Origin of the sequence: Mycobacterium appelbergii, from assembly GCF_032883035.1 — a bacterium.
Taxonomy (GTDB): domain Bacteria; phylum Actinomycetota; class Actinomycetes; order Mycobacteriales; family Mycobacteriaceae; genus Mycobacterium; species Mycobacterium appelbergii.
This window is the reverse complement of record NZ_JAMQTH010000014.1, coordinates 167,377-185,367: the sequence shown is the minus strand read 5'-3', so window position 1 is coordinate 185,367 and position 17,991 is coordinate 167,377. Positions and strand designations below refer to the sequence as shown.

19 protein-coding genes are annotated in these 17,991 nt (G+C 64.8%); 5 read left to right on the top strand and 14 right to left on the bottom strand.

Going from position 1 to position 17,991, the window contains the following annotated elements; translation table 11 throughout:
* Positions 1 to 21 precede the first annotated feature (21 nt).
* The 9 genes from M1247_RS28335 to M1247_RS28295 form a co-directional block, all read right to left on the bottom strand.
* Positions 22 to 921, bottom strand: coding sequence for an NAD(P)-dependent oxidoreductase (locus M1247_RS28335; RefSeq protein ID WP_317159727.1), 900 nt, complete (start codon positions 919 to 921; stop codon positions 22 to 24).
* Entirely contained in the window at positions 914 to 1,312 is a 399-nt protein-coding gene (locus tag M1247_RS28330) for a carboxymuconolactone decarboxylase family protein (RefSeq protein WP_317159726.1), read from the bottom strand. Before M1247_RS28330 ends, M1247_RS28335 begins: the two co-directional genes overlap by 8 nt.
* Positions 1,309 to 1,713 (bottom strand): cupin domain-containing protein, encoded by a 405-nt coding sequence (locus tag M1247_RS28325; RefSeq protein WP_317159725.1) that lies wholly within the window; start codon positions 1,711 to 1,713, stop codon positions 1,309 to 1,311. The genes M1247_RS28330 and M1247_RS28325 overlap by 4 nt, the downstream gene beginning before the upstream one ends.
* A complete protein-coding gene (locus M1247_RS28320) occupies positions 1,710 to 2,624 on the bottom strand; it encodes an NAD(P)-dependent oxidoreductase (protein ID WP_317159724.1) in 915 nt (304 codons plus the stop codon). The genes M1247_RS28325 and M1247_RS28320 overlap by 4 nt, the downstream gene beginning before the upstream one ends.
* Complete coding sequence (locus tag M1247_RS28315) at positions 2,621 to 3,472, bottom strand: SDR family NAD(P)-dependent oxidoreductase (RefSeq protein WP_317159723.1); 852 nt, start codon at positions 3,470 to 3,472, stop codon at positions 2,621 to 2,623. Before M1247_RS28315 ends, M1247_RS28320 begins: the two co-directional genes overlap by 4 nt.
* Positions 3,469 to 4,278, bottom strand: coding sequence for an N-acyl homoserine lactonase family protein (locus M1247_RS28310; RefSeq protein ID WP_317159722.1), 810 nt, complete (start codon positions 4,276 to 4,278; stop codon positions 3,469 to 3,471). Before M1247_RS28310 ends, M1247_RS28315 begins: the two co-directional genes overlap by 4 nt.
* A complete protein-coding gene (locus M1247_RS28305) occupies positions 4,278 to 5,666 on the bottom strand; it encodes an MFS transporter (protein ID WP_317159721.1) in 1,389 nt (462 codons plus the stop codon). Before M1247_RS28305 ends, M1247_RS28310 begins: the two co-directional genes overlap by 1 nt.
* Positions 5,667 to 5,862: 196 nt before the next feature.
* Positions 5,863 to 6,564, bottom strand: a complete 702-nt coding sequence (locus M1247_RS28300; RefSeq protein ID WP_317159720.1) for a GntR family transcriptional regulator — start codon at positions 6,562 to 6,564, stop codon at positions 5,863 to 5,865.
* Between the two features lie 50 nt (positions 6,565 to 6,614).
* Positions 6,615 to 7,415, bottom strand: a complete 801-nt coding sequence (locus M1247_RS28295) for an N-acyl homoserine lactonase family protein (protein WP_317159719.1) — start codon at positions 7,413 to 7,415, stop codon at positions 6,615 to 6,617.
* A gap of 122 nt (positions 7,416 to 7,537) precedes the next feature.
* Between M1247_RS28295 and M1247_RS28290 the strand changes: the two genes are divergently transcribed.
* Positions 7,538 to 8,263: an SDR family NAD(P)-dependent oxidoreductase gene (locus M1247_RS28290; protein WP_317159718.1), complete on the top strand. Its 726-nt coding sequence runs from the start codon at positions 7,538 to 7,540 to the stop codon at positions 8,261 to 8,263.
* A gap of 39 nt (positions 8,264 to 8,302) precedes the next feature.
* Positions 8,303 to 8,911, top strand: coding sequence for a hypoxanthine phosphoribosyltransferase (hpt, locus tag M1247_RS28285; protein WP_317159717.1), 609 nt, complete (start codon positions 8,303 to 8,305; stop codon positions 8,909 to 8,911).
* Here hpt and M1247_RS28280 read toward each other — a convergent pair.
* A complete protein-coding gene (locus M1247_RS28280; RefSeq protein WP_317159716.1) occupies positions 8,908 to 9,657 on the bottom strand; it encodes an SIMPL domain-containing protein in 750 nt (249 codons plus the stop codon). The two genes, hpt and M1247_RS28280, sit on opposite strands and share 4 nt — an antisense overlap.
* Before the next feature lie 106 nt (positions 9,658 to 9,763).
* A complete protein-coding gene (locus tag M1247_RS28275; protein WP_317159715.1) occupies positions 9,764 to 10,429 on the bottom strand; it encodes a TetR/AcrR family transcriptional regulator in 666 nt (221 codons plus the stop codon).
* A 485-nt stretch (positions 10,430 to 10,914) separates the two neighbouring features.
* On the opposite strand from M1247_RS28275, the gene M1247_RS28270 reads away from it, so the two are divergent.
* The 3 genes from M1247_RS28270 to M1247_RS28260 all read left to right on the top strand — a co-directional run bounded on the left by M1247_RS28270 (position 10,915) and on the right by M1247_RS28260 (position 14,602).
* A complete protein-coding gene (locus M1247_RS28270) occupies positions 10,915 to 12,108 on the top strand; it encodes an acyl-CoA dehydrogenase family protein (protein WP_317159714.1) in 1,194 nt (397 codons plus the stop codon).
* Between the two features lie 117 nt (positions 12,109 to 12,225).
* Positions 12,226 to 13,383, top strand: coding sequence for a cytochrome P450 (locus M1247_RS28265; protein ID WP_317159713.1), 1,158 nt, complete (start codon positions 12,226 to 12,228; stop codon positions 13,381 to 13,383).
* Between the two features lie 223 nt (positions 13,384 to 13,606).
* On the top strand, positions 13,607 to 14,602 hold the full coding sequence (locus tag M1247_RS28260; protein WP_317159712.1) for an amidohydrolase family protein: 996 nt from the start codon (positions 13,607 to 13,609) through the stop codon (positions 14,600 to 14,602).
* 44 nt (positions 14,603 to 14,646) lie between these two features.
* Here M1247_RS28260 and M1247_RS28255 read toward each other — a convergent pair whose 3' ends face one another.
* The 3 genes from M1247_RS28255 to M1247_RS28245 all read right to left on the bottom strand — a co-directional run bounded on the left by M1247_RS28255 (position 14,647) and on the right by M1247_RS28245 (position 17,962).
* On the bottom strand, positions 14,647 to 15,705 hold the full coding sequence (locus M1247_RS28255) for a helix-turn-helix transcriptional regulator (RefSeq protein ID WP_317159711.1): 1,059 nt from the start codon (positions 15,703 to 15,705) through the stop codon (positions 14,647 to 14,649).
* Positions 15,706 to 15,827: 122 nt separating this feature from the next.
* Entirely contained in the window at positions 15,828 to 17,039 is a 1,212-nt protein-coding gene (locus tag M1247_RS28250; RefSeq protein ID WP_317159710.1) for an LLM class flavin-dependent oxidoreductase, read from the bottom strand.
* The gene (locus M1247_RS28245) at positions 17,036 to 17,962 is read right to left on the bottom strand and encodes an alpha/beta fold hydrolase (protein WP_317159709.1); all 927 of its coding nucleotides are present in this window, start codon (positions 17,960 to 17,962) and stop codon (positions 17,036 to 17,038) included. The genes M1247_RS28250 and M1247_RS28245 overlap by 4 nt, the downstream gene beginning before the upstream one ends.
* Positions 17,963 to 17,991: the final 29 nt, after the last annotated feature.

The following is a 17,991-nucleotide window of genomic DNA, read 5'->3' as shown; positions in this document are numbered from 1 at the left end:
CTTTGAGTTTCGGTCGATTGGTCAGTGGCCGGACGGGTGCGCGGACGAGCCGATCCACCGGGCGACCTCGGTGTGGTCGGCGGTCGGTTCGAGATCATCGGCCGCGCGGCTCCAGAGCTGGACGGCTTCGTCGCCGAGGGCCGGTTCGACCCCGACCGCACGGGCCAGCGCGGTCGCGATCAACATGTCCTTGAGCATGAGTCGCAGCCCGAAGCCGGAGTCGTAGCCACCCGGCAGGACGAAGTTCGGCCACTTGTTCTCGGTGGAACCGCTTCGACCGCTCGACCCGTTGAACACCGATAACATGACCTCGGGGTCGAGCCCGAACTTCTGCCCGGCGATCATCGCCTCGCTGGTCACCCAGAGATGCGTGGCCGACATCAGATTGTTGAGTGCCTTGACGGCGTGGCCTGCGCCGACGTCGCCGGCCCGCACGGGCCGGCCGAGCAACTCGAGCACCGGCATGACGCGGGCGACGATGCCGGCCTCGCCGCCGACCATGATCGTCAGCTTCCCGGTCTCCGCGCCGCGGACGCCGCCCGACACGGGGGCGTCGACGAGGTGGATGCCACGTTCTGCCAACTCGCCGGCGAGCTCGCGGGTACGCATCGGTTCCGATGAACTCATGTCGATCACGATGCTGTCGGCGGCAAGTGCGGCCACCACGTCGTGATCGCGGAGCACCGCGGTGACGACCGTGGAGTCGGGCAGCATCAACACCACGACATCGGCGGCCGCGGCTTCACCGGCGGAGTGCACCGGAGTGCCGCCGGCCTCGGCAAGGTGGGTGAGTGCCTCAGGGGCGAGGTCGAATCCGAGCACCCGGTGCCCGCCGTCGATCAGCAACCGGGCCATGGGACTGCCCATCCTGCCGAGCCCGATGAACCCGATCGTGAGTGACGGCGCTGCGGATTCAGACATCGACGCCCATCTCTTTCAACACCCGCTCCGCGACGCGGAACGACTCGAGCGCCGCGGGCACGCCGGCGTAGACCGCCGACTGGATGAGCACCTCCTGAATCTGGGTGGGCGTGACACCGTTGTTGATCGCCCCGCGCACGTGCACCCCGAGTTCGTGCATCCGGTTGAGCGTGGTCAGCATCGCGAGGTTCAGCATCGAGCGGGTCTGCCGGTCGATGCCGTCGCGGGACCAGACCTCGCCCCAGCAGTACTCGGTCACCAGTTCCTGGATGGGCCGGGAGAATTCGCTCACCGCGTCGAGGGACTTCTGCACGTGCGCGTCGCCGAGCACTTCCTTACGGATCGCGATTCCGCGTCGGTAACTCTCGCCGTGCGTGCCGTCGCTGGTCATGGTGCGTTCTCCTCGGTGATGGGTGCGGTGTATTCGTCGTCGGTGACCGGGACCTCCCACGCGGTGACACCGAGTGAGATCGCGGTGTGCACCATGAAGCTGTCGGGAGCTGCGCCGTGCCAGTGCCGCTCACCGGGAGGCGCCCAGACGGTGTCACCGGCGCGCAACACGTGCACAGGTCCGCCCTCCGACTGGATGAGTCCACGGCCGGCCAGGACCTGAAGAATCTGGCCACGCTCGTGCGAGTGCCAATGGGTACGGGCACCCGGGGTGAAATCGACGGTGTTGATCGTGACGCCGTCAGTAGCCGGCATGGTCAGGTACGGGTATGCCGCACCGGTGAACTGTGAGCCCGGCTTGCCGGCAACCCCGGCCTGCGAACGCGCTGTGGTGATGATCAAGAAGCGTCTCCTTTCGGGTCGTGTAGGCGGATTCCACCTGAGATGTCGCCGATCGCGTCGACGACGGTATTGCTGATCTCGTCGGCATAGCCGAGTTGGCGGGCGAGGCCGAACGCGGCGACCGGCCCGGGTGCGTTGAGGCTCGCGACGCCGAGCGTGGCCACCAGATCGAGGTAGAGCGTGACGTCTTTGAGCATCAGGGTGTTGGTGAGCCCGCCCTTGAGGTAGTCGCCCTCGATGATCTTCGGGAAGCGGTTGGTGCTGGCGAAGCTCACTCCCGAGCTGGCGTTGATGACGTCGAGCACGGTCTTGAGGTCGAGATCGGCTTTCTTGGCGGCGACCATGACCTCGGCCGTGGCAGAGAGGGTCACCGCGTTGAGGAAATTGTTGAGGAGTTTTACCGTGTGACCCGCGCCGCTCTGGCCACACAGAAAGATCTTGTCCGCGAACAGCTCCAGCACGGGCCGGGCGATTTCCGCGGCGGCAGCGTCACCGCCCACCATCAGGGTGAGCGTGCCCTTCTCGGCGGCTGCGGCCCCGCCCGAGATGCCCGCGTCCAGATAGCTCGCCGCACGTGCGGCCACGTCCGCGGCTATGCGCCGGGTCGACGCGGGTGCCGAGGTCGACAGGTCGACGATCACCTGCCCGGGCCGTACCGCCTCCAGAAACGCCGGATCCGAATAGACAACGGCCTCAACGACACTGCTGTCGGGCAAGGACAGCAGCACCACGTCGCAATCCCGGACCACCGCTGCGGCGGTGGCTGCGGTCTTCGCGCCGAGCGCCTCGGCGGCCCCGTCGCGGGTGTCGAAGCCGAGCACCCCGACGCCGGCGCGGACGATGCACGCCGTCATGCGCCCGCCCATGTTGCCCAGACCGATGAAACCGATTCGCGGTAGCTGTGCCGTCATCGGCCCCACTCCTTCCCGTACAGGGCGGCGTCGAGCCCGCCCGCGTCCCACGCTCCGGCACCGCCGGATGGCCGCACCGTGTTCACGATCGAGGCACCGCCGTCGACCGCGAGGATTTCTCCTGTCATGTAGGCCGAGTCCTCGCTCAGCACGAACGAGACGACCCCGGCGATCTCGTCGGCGGTGCCTGCCCGTCGCAACGGCGTCGTCGAGGCGCGTTGCACCATGTCGTTTTTGCCACCCGACGTCGAGGCGGCCGCGGCGAACAGCTCGGTCGGCACGATGCCTGGGGCGACGCCGTTGACGCGGATGCCGAGCGGTCCGCCGTAGACGGCCGCCGCGTGCACGAGCCCCACGACCGCGTGCTTGGAGGTCTGATACGGCAGCAGATCAGCCGAACCGGTATGTCCCGCAATGGATGCCGTGACCGCAATCGACCCGCGGGTGCCCTGCCGGCGATACAGCCGGAACGCGGCCCGCAGGCCGAGGAACTGGCCGCGCACATTGACCGCCATCACCCGCTCGAAATCGTCGACGGTCAGATCGGGAAGCTCGGCGAAGCTGCCGAAGATTCCGGCGTTGAGATGGTGCAGGTCGATCCGCCCGAATTTCTCGAGGCCCGCGGCCACGTAGGCATCGACATCCTTCTCCTCGGCGATGTCGGCGCGTACGCCGATCGACTCGGTCGCCAAGGTGGCGGCAAGCGCTTCGACGGCGTCGCCGTCGAGGTCGACCGCGATGACGTTCGCCCCGTCGTCGGCCAGCCGCTGCGCCGAGGCGCGTCCGAGGCCGGATGCGGCCCCGGTGACGACCGCGACGCGTCCCGAGAATCTGCCCGGTGTCGTCACGTGAGTGACCCGATCGTCGCGGCGATCCCCGCGAGCTCACCCTCGGTGACGGGGGTGAAGCGCGACAGGGTGTCCGGGTCATGGCCGGACACCAGGTGTGCGACCCGACCGGACGAGACGAGCTCGTTGATCGTGTCGAAACCCGAATACATGGCGGGCAGGTCGGCGACGAATGCGAAGGGCATGTCGGCTTCGAGCTCCTCGTAATAGTGCATCGAGTCGGACGCGAGCAGGACGGTGCCCTCGTCGGTTCCGGCGAGCACCACGCTGAGCCCCGGCGTGTGTCCACCGAGTTCAAGCAGCGTGACGCCGGGCGCGAGTTCGAGCGATCCGGAGTAGGTGTGCACGCGGCCCTGCTTGTCTGCTGCGACGAGTGCGGCGATCTCGTCATCCTCGACCGAATAGTGGAACTGCTTGCGCGCGCCGAGGGGGCCGGTCCAGAAGTCGTACTCGCGTTGGGCGATAAACAGTTTCGACTTGCCGAAGAGGTCGAGATTGCCGATGTGGTCGTAGTGCGCGTGTGTCACGACGACGTCCGGTGCGGCGGCGGGATCCACCCCGAGCGCCGCGTAGGCGCGCAGGGGCTCGATGCCGAACGTGCGGTTGCGCACCTGCCCGCCGTGCCTGGAGAACCCGGTGTCGACGACGATCGTGCGATCGGAGTTCTGCAGTACCCAGAAGAAGTAGTCCATCCCGATCGGGCCGTCTTCCTGGCCGTAGATGTGGTGGTTGAGATAGACGTCCGACTTGTGGGTGGCACGCTCGCCGTACTTGACGATGGTCACCCGGTAGGTTTCGGAGCTCATCAGGCGATTCCCTTCGATCCGACCGCATCGGCGGGTACGTCCGCAGTTGAGCGCTCACCTGCCTGATGGTCGCCGGCAGGGTGGTCGATGGCGATGTTCCGGCCGGCCGTCTCGGGAAGCCACTTGACGATCACCACGAGCGCGATCGCCGAGACGAGCACGAGGTAGCCGGCGGGGGCGACCGCGCTGCCCGTCAGGCCGGCTATCCAGGCCGCGATGAAAGGCCCGGGACCGGCGATGAAGGCCAGCGCGAAGTTGAAGCCGAGAGCGCTGCTCGAGGCGCGTGTCGAGGCGGGGAACAGCTCGACGAGCATCACCACGGTCGTGACGCTGACGAGGCACTGGGCGAGACTCAGGATGCTGATCCCGGCGATGACGGCGAGGCCATGGCCGCCGGACATCATCAGGAAAACCGGGAAGGGCAGCACGACGTAGCCGATGGTGCCGATGATGTTGAGCCTGCGGCGCCCGTACCGGTCCGAGAGCGCACCGGCCACCGGACACAGGACCATGTAGACGGCGAGGCCGATCGCGGCCAGTCCGAGCGCTGTGCCGCGATCCAGCCGCACGGTCGAAATCAGGTAATTCACAACATATGTCGCCAGGTAATAGAAACCGAGACCCTGGACTGAGGCGATCGCCAGGGTCAGCAGGATGGGCCTGAGGTTGTGCCGGAATCCGCGGAACACGGCAAGCCGATCCGGGGCCTGCGCGGACTGCTGGGCTTTGACCTTCTCGAACACCGGGGTCTCGGAGAGGCGCGACCGGATGTAGAGGCCGACCAGTGCCAGCGGTGCCGCCATCAGGAACGGCACGCGCCATCCCCAGGTGAGGATCTGGCTTTCGGTGAGCACGGTGTTGAGCAGGAGGGCGAACAGGCTGCCGACGATCGTCGCCAGCGCGGCCGTTCCCGACACGACGCTGGCGAAGATGCCGCGACGGTTGGTCGGGGTCGACTCGACGAGGAACGCCGCGGAACCCGTCCACTCACCCCCGGCCGACAAGCCCTGGACGCATCGCAGCAGCACGAGAAGGAACGGCGCCGCGATGCCGATGGTCGCGTAGTCGGGAAGCACGCCGATCAGCGTGGTCGCGGTGCCCATTGCGACGACGGAGACGGCGAGCTGCATCCGGCGGCCGAATCTGTCCCCGATGGGGCCGAGGACGAAGCCGCCCAGCGGGCGCATGACGAATCCGACCGCGAATACGGCCAGCGACGACAGCAGTGCGACGAACGGGGAGGTGCCAGGAGGGAAAAACAATTGTCCGATGATCGCGGCGAAGAACCCGTAGACCGCGAAGTCGAACCACTCCATGAAATTGCCGATGCCGACGGCGACCGCGATGCGGGCGCGGCTCGGCGGTGCCCCGGTCCTTGTTGTGTCCACGCGCGACCTTCCTGTTGCGTTGTCTGGCGATGACGCGCTGCAGTGGTCGTAACGTACCCCAATTTTGTATGACAGTCATTCAATCTGGGCAAGTTTGTGCGGTGCCCAAGATCTGGCTTCGGGCTGATTTGTTTTCGGGCACACCAGGGACCGCTGCGGCGCGGTGAAATACGGTGAGAACAGAGTGGCGTCGCCGTCAGGCGATGCCGTCTTTGAGGCTGGACAGCGCGGTATGTGCCGCCGTGCGCACGTGGGCGGCCATGAGCTCAGAGGCCCGCGCGGCATCCCTGGCGGATACGGCCTCGACGATGCCCCGCAGTTCGCCGATGACGTCGTGGGCGCGCCCCGGTTCGGCGAGAGAGGTCGCACGCAATGCCTGTACCCGGGCCTGGATGGCTTCGAGCAACTGCTGGACCGCATTGGTCGCGGCCCCGGCGATGAGCACGACGTAGAACTCGCTCTTGGCCGCCAGAATGTCGCGGACCTCGGCACCCGACTCGACTACTCCGGCGAACTGCTCGACCGTGCGGCCGAGCTGCGCCACCTGGTCATCGGAGGCCCGTTCGACGAATCGCTGCACCATGAGCGATTCGAGTGAGGCGCGTACCTCGTAGAGATCGATGGCATCGTCGAGCGAAGGCGCACTGACGATCGCGCCTCGCTGCGGCACGACCGTCACCAGCCCTTCCGAGGTGAGTTCGCGCAGCGCCTCTCGGACGGTGGTGCGGGAGACCCCGAGGCTTTCGATGAGCTCACGTTCCACCAGGCGCTGACCGGGCACCAGCTTGAAGTCGAGAATCGCCTGCCGCAGCGCCGCTATGACCTGCTCGCGCAGGGGCGCAGCAGTGCGACCGACCGGCGCGGCCGACCATGATTCGGCGAGCGAATTGCCAGGCATGGCGTCCAGCCTATGCGTCGGCGAGGTGATCGCGGACGCGTGTGAGCGACTCAGGCGAGGACATTGGCAACTTCGGCGGCACGGCCCGGTGCTGCGGGATAGCGGTCACGGACGCGCGCGTCGTGTCCGGGGATGACTTCGGCGCCCGTCTGCGCTGCCAGGCGATTGATGAAGGCGAGGCCGTCCTTCATCTGCTGAAGGTCGGTGAACGCGAAGAACGGCCATTCGTTCTCGATCTGCTCGTAGAAGTGGGCGGCGTCGACGGCGAGGATCACGCCGCCCCCGGCGGTCTCGATGCGGACGAGCATTTCGCCGGGGCAATGCCCGCCGATGGGATAGACCGTGATCCCGGGGAAGACCTCGGTCTCCTCGGCGATCAACCGCAACCTGCCCTCGTCGCGTGCCTTGCGCACCGGCTCGAGATTCTCGGCCGTGGTGAATTCGCCTTCCAGCGTGCCTGCATCCCACTTGCCGAACCAGTAGTCGTACTCGGCTTGCCCCGAGACGACCTGCGCGTTGGTGAACAGGCGCAGCTCACCGATGTGGTCGTAATGGAAGTGCGAGGTGATGACCATGTCGACCGTCGTCGGGTCGATCCCTACGAGTTCGAGGCCGACGGCCGGCGGAGTCACGCTGATCTCGCCGAGCCAGTCGCGAGCGGAGATGTCGTAGCCGGTGTCGACGAGGATGGTCTTCTCCCCGGCGCGCAACACCCAGAAGTTGTAGTCCATGTTCAGGTCGCCGTCCGGCAGCCCGTACTGCGCATAGTCGTTGAGCACGTCGCTGCGACGCACCACCCGCTCGCCGTACTTGACCTGCCAGACGCTGATCGGCGCCGAGCCTGCTGTCATGAGACCTCCCTTGTTCCATACGATTTGCCCGTTGACAGGCGATCATCGGATGGTAATACAATCCGAAGGATCGTCAGACGATATGACAAATTTGTGGAGGAACCCGCCGAAAGGACACCAGCATGGGACGACTCGACGACAAGGTGGCGCTCATCACCGGCGCCTCCCGCGGGCAAGGTCGCGAGATGGCCGAACTCTTCATGCGTGAGAACGCGACGGCCGTGTATTCGGCCGACGTCCTTGACGCTGCCGACACCGAGGACAGCAAGGTCACCTTCCTCAAGATGGACGTGACCAAATCCGACCAGTGGAAGGCGGTGGTCGACCAGATCGTCGCCGAGCATGGCCGGATCGACATCCTGATCAACAATGCGGCGATCTGCCTCTACGAGCCGATCCTCGAGACGACCGACGAGATCTACGACCGCGTGCTCGATATCGACCTCAAGAGCATCTTCCACGGCATGAAGACGGTGTTGCCGCACATGGTCGACGCCAGGAAGGGCTCCATCATCAACGTCTCGTCGATCTGGGGCCTGGCCGGAGTGCCGAACTCCTACGCCTATCAGGCGGCCAAAGGCGCGATCCTCAACGTGAGCAAGAACGTCGCCGCAACGCACGGGCCCGACGGCGTGCGGTGCAACTCGCTTCACCCCGGCTACATCCTCTCGCCGATGAACGAGCATCAGGCTCCGGAGATCAACGCGGCCCTGATCGCGGGTACCGTGCTCGGCCGCCCGGGCAACCCGATCGAAACCGCATATGCCGCCCTGTTTCTCGCCAGCGACGAAGCCAGCTACGTCACCGGGACCTCGCTTGTGGTCGACGGCGGCTATCTCGCCCCGTAGACCCAGCTGACACGGTCCGACTGGCTGGTCGCGTTGGTTATGCCGGGGACCGCATGGCACGCTGTCGGGGTGGCCGCACAATCTGCCGAGCTGTACTGCGGGGATATCAAGTCGGTGCTGCTTTCCGAGGAGCAGATCCGGACCCGCACTGCCGAACTCGGCGCCCAGATCGCCGAGCAGTACCGGGACGATATGGGTGATGACGATCTACTGCTCATCACGGTGCTCAAAGGCGCGGTGATGTTCGTCACCGACCTGGCCCGCACCATCCCGCTGCCGACCCAGCTGGAATTCATGGCGGTCAGCTCGTACGGCTCGTCGACCTCGTCGTCGGGCGTGGTGCGCATCCTCAAGGATCTCGATCGCGACATCCATGACCGGGACGTGCTGATCGTCGAGGACATCATCGACTCCGGTCTGACCCTGTCGTGGCTGTTGCGCAACCTGGCCACCCGCAGCCCGCGGTCACTGCGCGTGTGCACGCTGCTGCGCAAACCCGAGGCGGTGCGGGCCGAACTCGATGTCGCCTATGTGGGCTTCGACATCCCCAACGAGTTCGTCGTCGGCTACGGCCTGGACTTCGCCGAGCGCTACCGCGATCTGCCCTACATCGGCACCCTGGAACCCAGGGTCTACGAGCAGTCTTAGGTCAGTTCCCAGACCACCGTCACGCTGAAGTTGACGGTCTGCTGGCCGGGCTCGACCGGTACGGCTTCCATCGCCATCCGCGGCATCGGGGTGGGTGGCGACGGCGGTGTGGAGCCCGACTGTTCGGAAATGGAAATCACCTTGCCGAGGTCGAGCCCGGACAGTTCGGCGTACTGCTGGGCACGGTCCTTGGCGTCTTCGAAGGCGCCGGCCCTGGCGTCACGCACCAACTGTGAGTCGTCCTCGATCGAGTAACCGACGGAGTTGATCCGGGTGGCATCGCCACCGGTGCCGGCGATCAGCGCCAGGTTCTGCGAAGCCTTGGTGATGTCCCGCATCTTCACTTCGATGGCGTTGCTGGCCCGGTAACCGGTGATCGCCCCGTTGCCTGCAGAGTCGGGGGCGAACTGCGGTTGCACACTGACCTGGGTGGTGCTGATGTCCTTGCGGTCGATGCCCGCCCCGACCAGCGCGTCGATCACCGCCTGCTGGCGCTGGCTGGACTGGTTCAGCGCCCCGGTGACGTCGGCGGCGAGAAACTCCATCGCCACATCGGCGGTCAGGGTGTCCGGCGTGCCCTGGACCTTCCCGGACCCGATCACGGTGACCTGCCGCGTCTCGGTGTTGGCGCCACCGGCGGTGGGACCTGAGGTGGCATCGCAGGCCGAGACCGCGGCAGCGATCAGGCCCGCCACCGCGATGACGAGGGCACGGGTCCGCAACTTCGTGTGCGCAGCGATCGGCATGCCAGGGACACTACCGGCCCGTCACGGCGTCACCAGGATCTTGCAGTGCCGGCCGGTGAGCAACGGTGTTTTCAGTCTCGACGGCCAACGCGTTACGACCGGGCCCTTACTCAACACCTGGGTCTGCCAACTTCCGCAGCGCGTCGCTGACATCAAGGCTGGGATCGAGTAGAGCAGCACCGCGAAGGCCCGAAGCCAGCATTTCAACCATGAACTCCACGAGCGGTTCTGTCTCGAAGGGTTCACCGTTGCGCAGCCAGTGCACAGACGCCTCGTCGACCGCAGCGGCTGCAGCTCGCATGGTCATTCGCAGCGCATCGTTTTCGTCGAGCACGTTGAGCGCGGAGAGGATGCGGTCGAGTGCCAGCCAACGGGCCGACTCGAAAACCTCCCAAGCTTTCGGATCGACACTGCGACCGCTGAGGACAAGGCGTAGCGCCAGGCCGCGGTGGGCACCGAGGTAGGTCAGGTGTGAACGCAACGCCTCCCGGACCAGCGCACCCGGTGGCAAGTCTGTCGGGGCGACAAATGCCTCGCGCAGCTGGTCGGCGGCATGTTCCATCGCTTCTAAGAAGATGCCGCGCTTGTTGCCGAAGTAGTGAAACAACAATCCGTGTGCCACCCCGGCGTGTTTTGCAATGTCCGCAACGGCGACGTCCTCGTAGCTGGTGTCCGAAAACAACTCGACCGCAGAAGCGAGAAGGCGTCGGCGTGTGTCGATCGCCTGCGCCGCCCGTGTGGTGGTCCGCCGACTTCCCGACGTTCTGGTCATGCGTTCCTTCCACTGCAGCCTTCGACAGAACAGTCTAAGCCTCGGGGCCTTCCATTTGACTTTCAGTCATTGACATAAAATCAACGAAAGGATTACCGTGGGCCAGTGCATATTTGGCGGGATCAGATAGAGGTGGGCGCCCCCAGCGCTGAGCCCAGTGGCTGGCACAACGGAGCTCAAGCGCGCATTCAGCTGTTTCCCCAGTGGCGTCGCGGTGGTTTGCGCCGTCGGCAGCACTGGCCCGGTAGGTTGCGAGGCGTTCTCATCACGCACTGTCGGCCGTATTGCCGTTGCGGAGTTGACCTTCAACGTGAGATCGCGGCCGGCGACCACACGGTGGTGTTGCTCAGTGTCGAGGCTGTACTTGCCAGACCACTGGCAGAACCGCTCATCTTCCACGGCTCTCGCTTCCTGCGGCCCACCGCGTAAACCGGGGAAAGTCGCGCAGAACCCGACACATCCGTACAACAGTTAAGGAACTCGCAATGACGATGGTGGAGAACAGTCCTGCCGAAACGGGGCAGGCTGTCCTGGAACGGATCCGCGATCTGGCTCCGCTCATCCGGCAACATGCTGCCGATGGCGAACGGGCCAGGCGTGTTCCCGAAGAGGTCATCACCGCGCTGAAGCAAGCCGGCGCTTTCGGCATCGCCGTACCGCATCGATATGGCGGCACGGAAACGGATCTGCGGACAATGCTCGATGTCTCTGCAGCCGTCGCCGAAGCAGACGGAGGTGCCGCGTGGGTTGTGGCGCTGTCCAATATCAACGCTTGGGTGGCCGCACAGACCGGCGGTCGTCTCGTCGATGACTTCTATGGGACTGGTCCGGACACCGTCATCGCCGGTGTGCTGGCACCTTCCGGCCAGGCGCGCAGAGTTCCAGGGGGATATCGCGTGTCCGGAAAGTGGGCCTACTCATCGGCCAGCCTGCACGCTGACTGGGCGTACGGGGGAGTCTCGGTGCTCGGCGACGACGAGACCGTCATCGACCAGGCCATGGTGGCGATCCCCCGAGGCGAATTTCACGTCGAAGACACGTGGTATGTGGCCGGAATGCGTGCCTCGGGAAGTAACACCATCGTCGCCGAAGATGTATTCGTACCTGAACACCGACTCATACCCGTAGCGCCGGCGATGGACGGCGCCAACATCGGCCAGCACCCTGATTCGGCCCTGTACCGATCGGCGATGGGGCCGATGCTCGTGATGGTGCTCGTCGGACCCCAGCTCGGGCTCGGCCGTGCGGCACTGGACATCGCGATCAAAGGTGCCGGGAAGTCCCAGGCTTACACAATATTCGACCGTCGCGGTGACTCGGTGGCTTTCCAGCTCCTCATCGCCGAAGCCGCGGTCAAAGTCGACACCGCCCATTTGCATGCTTACCGCGCCTGTGCGGATGTGCAGCGTTACGCAGAGCGAGGCGAGTTTCCCGACCTGGTGGCCCGTGCCCGGATACGAAGCGATGCGGGGGTCGCACTGCGCAGCATCAACCAGGCACTCAACCTGCTGCTCGACGCCAACGGATCGGGCAGTTTTGCCGAAGTCAATGCATTGCAGAGGATTTGGCGCGACTCGAACATCGCGGCCCGGCACGGAGTCATGCTGCCTCATATATCGATGGAAACCTACGGTAAAGCACTGGTCGGCGGGCAGGACCAGATCACCCACATCATCTGAGATTGCGGTGTTGGCACCCGTAGAGATGAATGAAGAGGACTCATGACTGATCAAGCAGCGTCCGCTGCGATGTCGTCGGAAACGCGTGACTGGATTCAGCACCTCACCGTGACCGAGATGGAAACCAACACCGATACGGTCTTCGCACGGTTGCGCCGAGAGGCTCCACTCGCGTATATCCCCGCGATCGGTGCCTGGGTCGCCAGCACATGGGAGCTGTGTATGCAGATCCCCAGCAGCGACGGATTCGTCGGCGGCACCAGCCTCGTGCACGAACGGGTTTTCGGCGTCCCGCACGTCGGGCTCACCGATGGCGAGCAACACAAGCGGTTGCGCGCCGCGATCGATCCCCCATTGCGGCCACGTGGCTTCGCTGGGCGGCTTGAAGAGCAGATACGGCCATTGGCCAAGGCACAGATCGAAAAAATACGGGAACAGGGCTCGGCGGAACTGATGGCCGACTACTTCGAGCCGGTCAGCGTGCGCAGCGTCGGCGACGTCCTCGGGTTCACCGAAACCGACGACGTCACGCTGCGCCGCTGGTTCCACCAGCTCTCCTCGGGCATCGCCAACTTGGCGATGGATGAGAATGGCAACTTTGCGAATCCTTCTGGGTTCATCGCCGCTGACACGGCCAAGGCCGAGATCCGATCGATGGTTGAGGGTCTCGCCCGCCGGCCGGCGGCCGAGGTAACCGGAATCGTGGCCCACTGGCTCTATGCCGAGGACCGACCGGGACAGGCCGGCGATTTGGCTGAGCTTTACCCCACGCTGCACGTGCTACTGCTGGGCGGGTTACAAGAACCCGGGCATGCCTGCGGTTCAACATTTTTAGGCCTGAACACTCAACCTGACCTGCTGGAGCGGGTCGCCAAGGACAAGTCGTTGATCGGGGCGGCGATCAACGAAGGCTTGCGGTGGATCTCGCCCCTGTACAGCGGATCCAGCCGCCGCCCGCCGCAGGACTGTGTGCTTGCTGGGCAAGACGTCAAGGCCTACGACACCGTCTGGCTGGCTTATGGTTCGGCAAATCGCGACGAGTCCGAATTTCCCAGTAGCGAGATCTATGACATCGACCGTCAGGCGCATCGCCATCTCGCCTTTGGGCGTGGCCGCCACACTTGTTCGGGGGCAGCTTTCGCGCCGCAGGTCGCGCGCATCGCTATGGAGGAACTGTTCGGGAACTTCCCTGGTATACGGCTTGATCCTGTCCACGAACCCGAGGTACGGGGGTGGATATTCCGCGGACCACGTGAGCTTCGTGCGATTTGGTGAGCGAATCACCAGAATTCGGTGCCCGCCGAAGAGAAAAGTTCCAACGTTGCGAAATTCGGACGTCCACCTGCGTATCGCGGCTCGCGCCCTTATCGCGGGTACGGAACCTTGGTGGTAGAGACGAGCCGATTGCGTCCGCGCGAGAAACTCTGGACAGCAAGGGTATTGGATCGTTGTATGGTGTCTCGCGCCATACAGCCGTCAGGTAGAGGTTAAGGAAATCATGCGCATCATCACCGTAGAAGAGCATTTTCACCATCCCGACGCCATCGCGCGCGTCCAGGCGCTTGCAGGCGTACCCGCGGTATCGTCTGATACGAGCTTCGCGAGTTTTGTCAAGGCGTTCATGCCGGACAGTGATTCTGCTGAGCGGCTCGGTGGAAACCGGTTGGCCCACATGGACCGTGTCGGGATCGATGTGCAAGTGGTGTCACACGGCGCAAATCATCCCGGCAGCTTGGACCACCCAGAGGCCGTCACACTATGTCGACAGGTCAACGATGCTCTAGCACAACAAATCTCAGAGCATCCCACTCGGTTCCGGGGATTTGCGAGCGTTCCGCTGTACGATCCGGCTGCAGCCGCGGACGAGTTGAAGCGATGCGTGAACGAGTTGGGCTTCGTCGGCGCGCTCACTATGGGAACCTGTGGCGGACGGTTCCTCGACGATGAGAGGTTTACTCCGCTGTTAACCGCAGCCGAAGAAGTCGACCTTCCCATTTATGTCCATCCCGGACCGCCGCCGGCATCGGTGTCACGCACCTACTATGCGGGAAACTGGCCAGAGGCAGTGCAATGGGTTTTTGCAGGACCAGGGTTTGGTTGGCACGCAGAGGCGGGCATCCACGTATTGCGCCTGATCTTGTCGGGCGCTTTGGACCGACATCCCACCCTCAAACTCCTCAGCGGTCACTGGGGTGAGTTCGTTGCGGGGTGGCTCGACCGTCTCGACGAACTCTTCGGGTATTGCAAGCATCTGGACCGACCGATAAGCGAGTACTACCGCGACAACGTGTGGGTGACACCCTCGGGTATGTACAATCAGAAGTACTGGAAATACGTTCTCGCCGAGGTAGACACCGCGCGCATCCTCTACTCGGAGGACTACCCGTATGTTCAAAGCGACAGCGTCTCGCAGTTCCTCGACCTTGCCGATCTGACCCCCGACCAGCGAGCCGCGATCGCTCACCGGAACGCCGAAAGCCTCCTGCGCATCTGAGTCAACATCTGCGGCTCGGGCGACGCTGCCCCGCCCCTCCCGCTTCAGTGCCCGCGCGATGTGGTGCGCAGCACTTGTGACGGCGATGTTCCGAATTGTTGTCGGAAATCTGCGGCGAACCGCCCCATGTGAAAAAAGCCCCATCGTGCGGCCACGCTGCCCACGGTTGTCTCCGAAGCACCCTTCAGCGCAACGAGTTCGGCGTGAGCCTTTGCGAGCCTGCTCCGGCGCAGATACTGAAGGGGTGTGCAGTCCAGCTCCGCACGGAACCCCGCCTCCAGGGTGCGCAGACTGACACCGGCCAGTCTTGCCAACTCGCCCACCGTGTACTCAGCGCCCTGTTCACTGGCAATGCGGTCGACCGCCGACTTCACTGTGCGCCGCGATATCGGCGGCATCGGCTCGTTGAGTGCCCGCGAGTAGTTGTGTGGCAATGCCAGGAGTACTGCGTCCATCGCGTTCTCGGCAAGTCGAGCCACCATCCTGCTCGGCCCGACGCCACTCACCGAGGACTGAGCGAGCAATTGCATTGTGCCCAACAAAATTTGGTGTATCGGACGCGACACCAGCACGGGATCGAATCGCAGTGGGCTGCGCACCCGCGTCTCGGGGGCAAGCATGGTAAGTCGATCAGTCAGCGGGCCCAAGTCGGCACGGAGCCCCAGCACGCGGGTTCTACGCTCCCATCGCATGTGGACGGGATCGCCCTCAGACAGGACGACGGTGGACACTCCAGGCGGCGCGTAGAACTCCTGACGCTGATGACGCCCATCCATTCGCCCCCCGAATGGAAGCATGGCGATCATGTAATTGCTCTGGGCGGAACGGTCAATCGTGACGCCGGCCCCGTACTGCGCTGCGTAGATGCTCACCGCTCCATATGGACCGATGCGGTAAACAGTATCGATCTTGCTCCGGGGGTCCTCGAGGGTGAGCCGGTGTGGCGACAGTACCTGCGCGGCTCGTTCCTCGGCTGAATCGCGATCATGGGCAACAAATGTGTCGAAGGTGGATACAGCGTCATTGGGAAGCAGGTTGCCCCAGTCCAATGCCGGCTGCCACAGCCCCCCGAGCGCATAATCGACGGCGTCAGTGGAATCCACGTGCTCGTCACCTCGCTAGTTGTCGTGCAGGTCAGTTATTCACAATCTCTTTGCGTATCAGCAAGCCTGCGAATGGACAAGGGCGGGCCGTGGGGAGGTGTTTCCCAGCGCGGCGGCCCGCATCAGCTCTTCCCCTCGGTGGTGTGTTCGGTGATGGCGTTGACGATGGCTTGGCCCGCCCGGCCCAGCAGCTGATCCCGTTTGCCACTGGCCCAGTCGTGGGAAGCCCGCGGCGCCGTCAGTTGCCCCTTGAAGTGCGGGATGACTTCACGCGCGAACAACTCATAGGAGTGGAAGGTCGCCGCAGGCGGAGCCCAGTCGTGGCCGAGCATCAGGAACGTGCCGAAGCCGCCCGAGCGGTCCAACAGGTCCTGGATGTAGGTGATCGCGTCGGCGGCCGTGCCGATGCAGCAATTCCCCTTGGACGCATAGGCTTCGACGAACTCATAGGCTGATTTGTCGCGCGCGTCGGTGGCATTGGACAGGGGGACGAAACCGGCCGCGCCGAAATAGTTCGCGAAGTCCTGCAGCCCGTACGTGCAATCCTCGATGGCCTGTTCGCGGCTGTCAGCGAGGTGGATGACTCCCAGCACGCGCCAGTCCTTGCGGTCCGGGGCGTCCCGGCCGGACTTGGCGGCCTGATCCGCCACGATGCCCCAGGTGGTCTCCAGTGCGGCGTAGCCGCCGGGCACCGACATCGACAATGACAGCAGCGATGTGCCGAGCGTCCCGGCCAGACGCGGCCCGGACGGCGAAATCATTGCCGCGGTCGATATTTCCGGATACGGCCAGGTGTAGGGCCGGATGTGCAGGGCCGCATCCCGCAGCGTGAACCAGTCGGTCTTCCGGTCGATGCGTTCGTCGGGTGCGGCACGGAACAACGCCAGGATCGCTTCGAGGGACTCCTGCATCATCGGGCGCTGATCGACCGGGTCGATGCCCATCATGTAGGCATCCGAGGGCAACGCACCGGGCCCGGTGCCGAACATCACCCGGCCGCGCGTGAGATGGTCGAGCAGTACCCAGCGGTCGGCCACCATCAGCGGGTGGTGGTACGGCAGGGACACCACTCCGGTTCCCAGCCTGATGTGTCGCGTGCGTTCGGCCGCCGCGGCGATGAACACCTCCGGGCAGGCGATGAGTTCATAACCGCCGGAATGGTGTTCACCGAACCAGGCCTCGTCGAATCCGAGCCGGTCCAGCGCCACCGTGCGGTCCAGATCGTATTCCAGTGCGGTGGTGGGGGATTGGCCGACGGGATGGAACGGTGTGATGAAGGCGCCGAAGTTCAGGGGTCTCGTCGCAGTCCTTTGACTCTCCGCGCGAGCGCTCATCGCGGCAACTCCGCGAGGAACTCCAGCAGCACCGCGTTGACTTCCTCGGGCCGTTCCTGCTGCAGCCAGTGGCCCGCGCCGTCGAGCAGCACCTCGCGGTAATCACCGGTGGCCACCTCCCGCACCCGGTCGCGGGGGGTGAAGCTCAGCACCGGGTCGGCGCTGCCTGCAAGGAAGAGGGTCGGCACCGTGATGGTCGGGGCCGGGGTGGTTTCGGTGAGCTCCCAGTTGCGGTCGAAGTTGCGGTACCAGTTCAGCGGTCCGGTGAAGCCGGTCTCCGAGAATGCCTCGACGTAACGGTCGAACTCCTCGGTGCTCATCCAGCTCGGCAGCGGCGGCAGCGGTCGGCCGGCCAAGGTCTCGGGTGGCCCGCCGAACCCCTCCAGCGCGATCATGCGGCGCATCGACTCGCGCGGGTCGGCGCCCAGCGCGGCGTCGGCGACCCCGGGTTCCTGGAAATACAGGATGTAGAAAAAGTTGTCGCCGAAGATCTTGCGCCAGAGTTCGGTGGGCGGTCGTGATGCGCGTGGCACCGGGGCCACGCTCATCGCGACGACCCCGGCCACCCGGTCGGGAAAGAACAGCGGGAAGTTCGTCGCGACCGGCGATCCCCAGTCATGCCCGATCACCACCGCGCGCTGACAGCCGACATCGTCGAGCAAGCCGGCGATGTCGGCGGTCAGTTCGGTGATGTTGTAGTCCTCGATAGCCTCGGGTCGCGACGAGCCGCCGTAACCGCGCTGGTCGGGGGCGAGCACGTGGTAGCCGGCCGCCGCCAGCGCCGGAATCTGATGCCGCCAGGAGTAGGCCAGCTCGGGAAATCCATGGGCCAGCACGACGACCGGATTACCGCGTTCACCAGCTTCTGTCAGCCTCAACGTCACGCCATTGGTATCGACTAACCGTTGGGTTGGTGTGATCACGATCTCACCCTGGCACAGTGGGCGGCCGG

What these genes read in the sequence shown, in the direction of transcription:
- M1247_RS28260 (WP_317159712.1), top strand. Translation starts at nt 13,607, where the DNA reads ATGCGCATCATCACCGTAGAAGAGCATTTTCACCATCCCGACGCCATC.
- M1247_RS28270 (WP_317159714.1), top strand. Translation starts at nt 10,915, where the DNA reads ATGACGATGGTGGAGAACAGTCCTGCCGAAACGGGGCAGGCTGTCCTG.
- M1247_RS28275 (WP_317159715.1), bottom strand. Translation starts at nt 10,429, where the DNA reads ATGACCAGAACGTCGGGAAGTCGGCGGACCACCACACGGGCGGCGCAG.
- M1247_RS28280 (WP_317159716.1), bottom strand. Translation starts at nt 9,657, where the DNA reads ATGCCGATCGCTGCGCACACGAAGTTGCGGACCCGTGCCCTCGTCATC.
- M1247_RS28330 (WP_317159726.1), bottom strand. Translation starts at nt 1,312, where the DNA reads ATGACCAGCGACGGCACGCACGGCGAGAGTTACCGACGCGGAATCGCG.
- M1247_RS28295 (WP_317159719.1), bottom strand. Translation starts at nt 7,415, where the DNA reads ATGACAGCAGGCTCGGCGCCGATCAGCGTCTGGCAGGTCAAGTACGGC.
- M1247_RS28265 (WP_317159713.1), top strand. Translation starts at nt 12,226, where the DNA reads ATGGAAACCAACACCGATACGGTCTTCGCACGGTTGCGCCGAGAGGCT.
- M1247_RS28300 (WP_317159720.1), bottom strand. Translation starts at nt 6,564, where the DNA reads ATGCCTGGCAATTCGCTCGCCGAATCATGGTCGGCCGCGCCGGTCGGT.
- M1247_RS28250 (WP_317159710.1), bottom strand. Translation starts at nt 17,039, where the DNA reads ATGAGCGCTCGCGCGGAGAGTCAAAGGACTGCGACGAGACCCCTGAAC.
- hpt (WP_317159717.1), top strand. Translation starts at nt 8,303, where the DNA reads ATGCCGGGGACCGCATGGCACGCTGTCGGGGTGGCCGCACAATCTGCC.
- M1247_RS28310 (WP_317159722.1), bottom strand. Translation starts at nt 4,278, where the DNA reads ATGAGCTCCGAAACCTACCGGGTGACCATCGTCAAGTACGGCGAGCGT.
- M1247_RS28290 (WP_317159718.1), top strand. Translation starts at nt 7,538, where the DNA reads ATGGGACGACTCGACGACAAGGTGGCGCTCATCACCGGCGCCTCCCGC.
- M1247_RS28320 (WP_317159724.1), bottom strand. Translation starts at nt 2,624, where the DNA reads ATGACGGCACAGCTACCGCGAATCGGTTTCATCGGTCTGGGCAACATG.
- M1247_RS28335 (WP_317159727.1), bottom strand. Translation starts at nt 921, where the DNA reads ATGTCTGAATCCGCAGCGCCGTCACTCACGATCGGGTTCATCGGGCTC.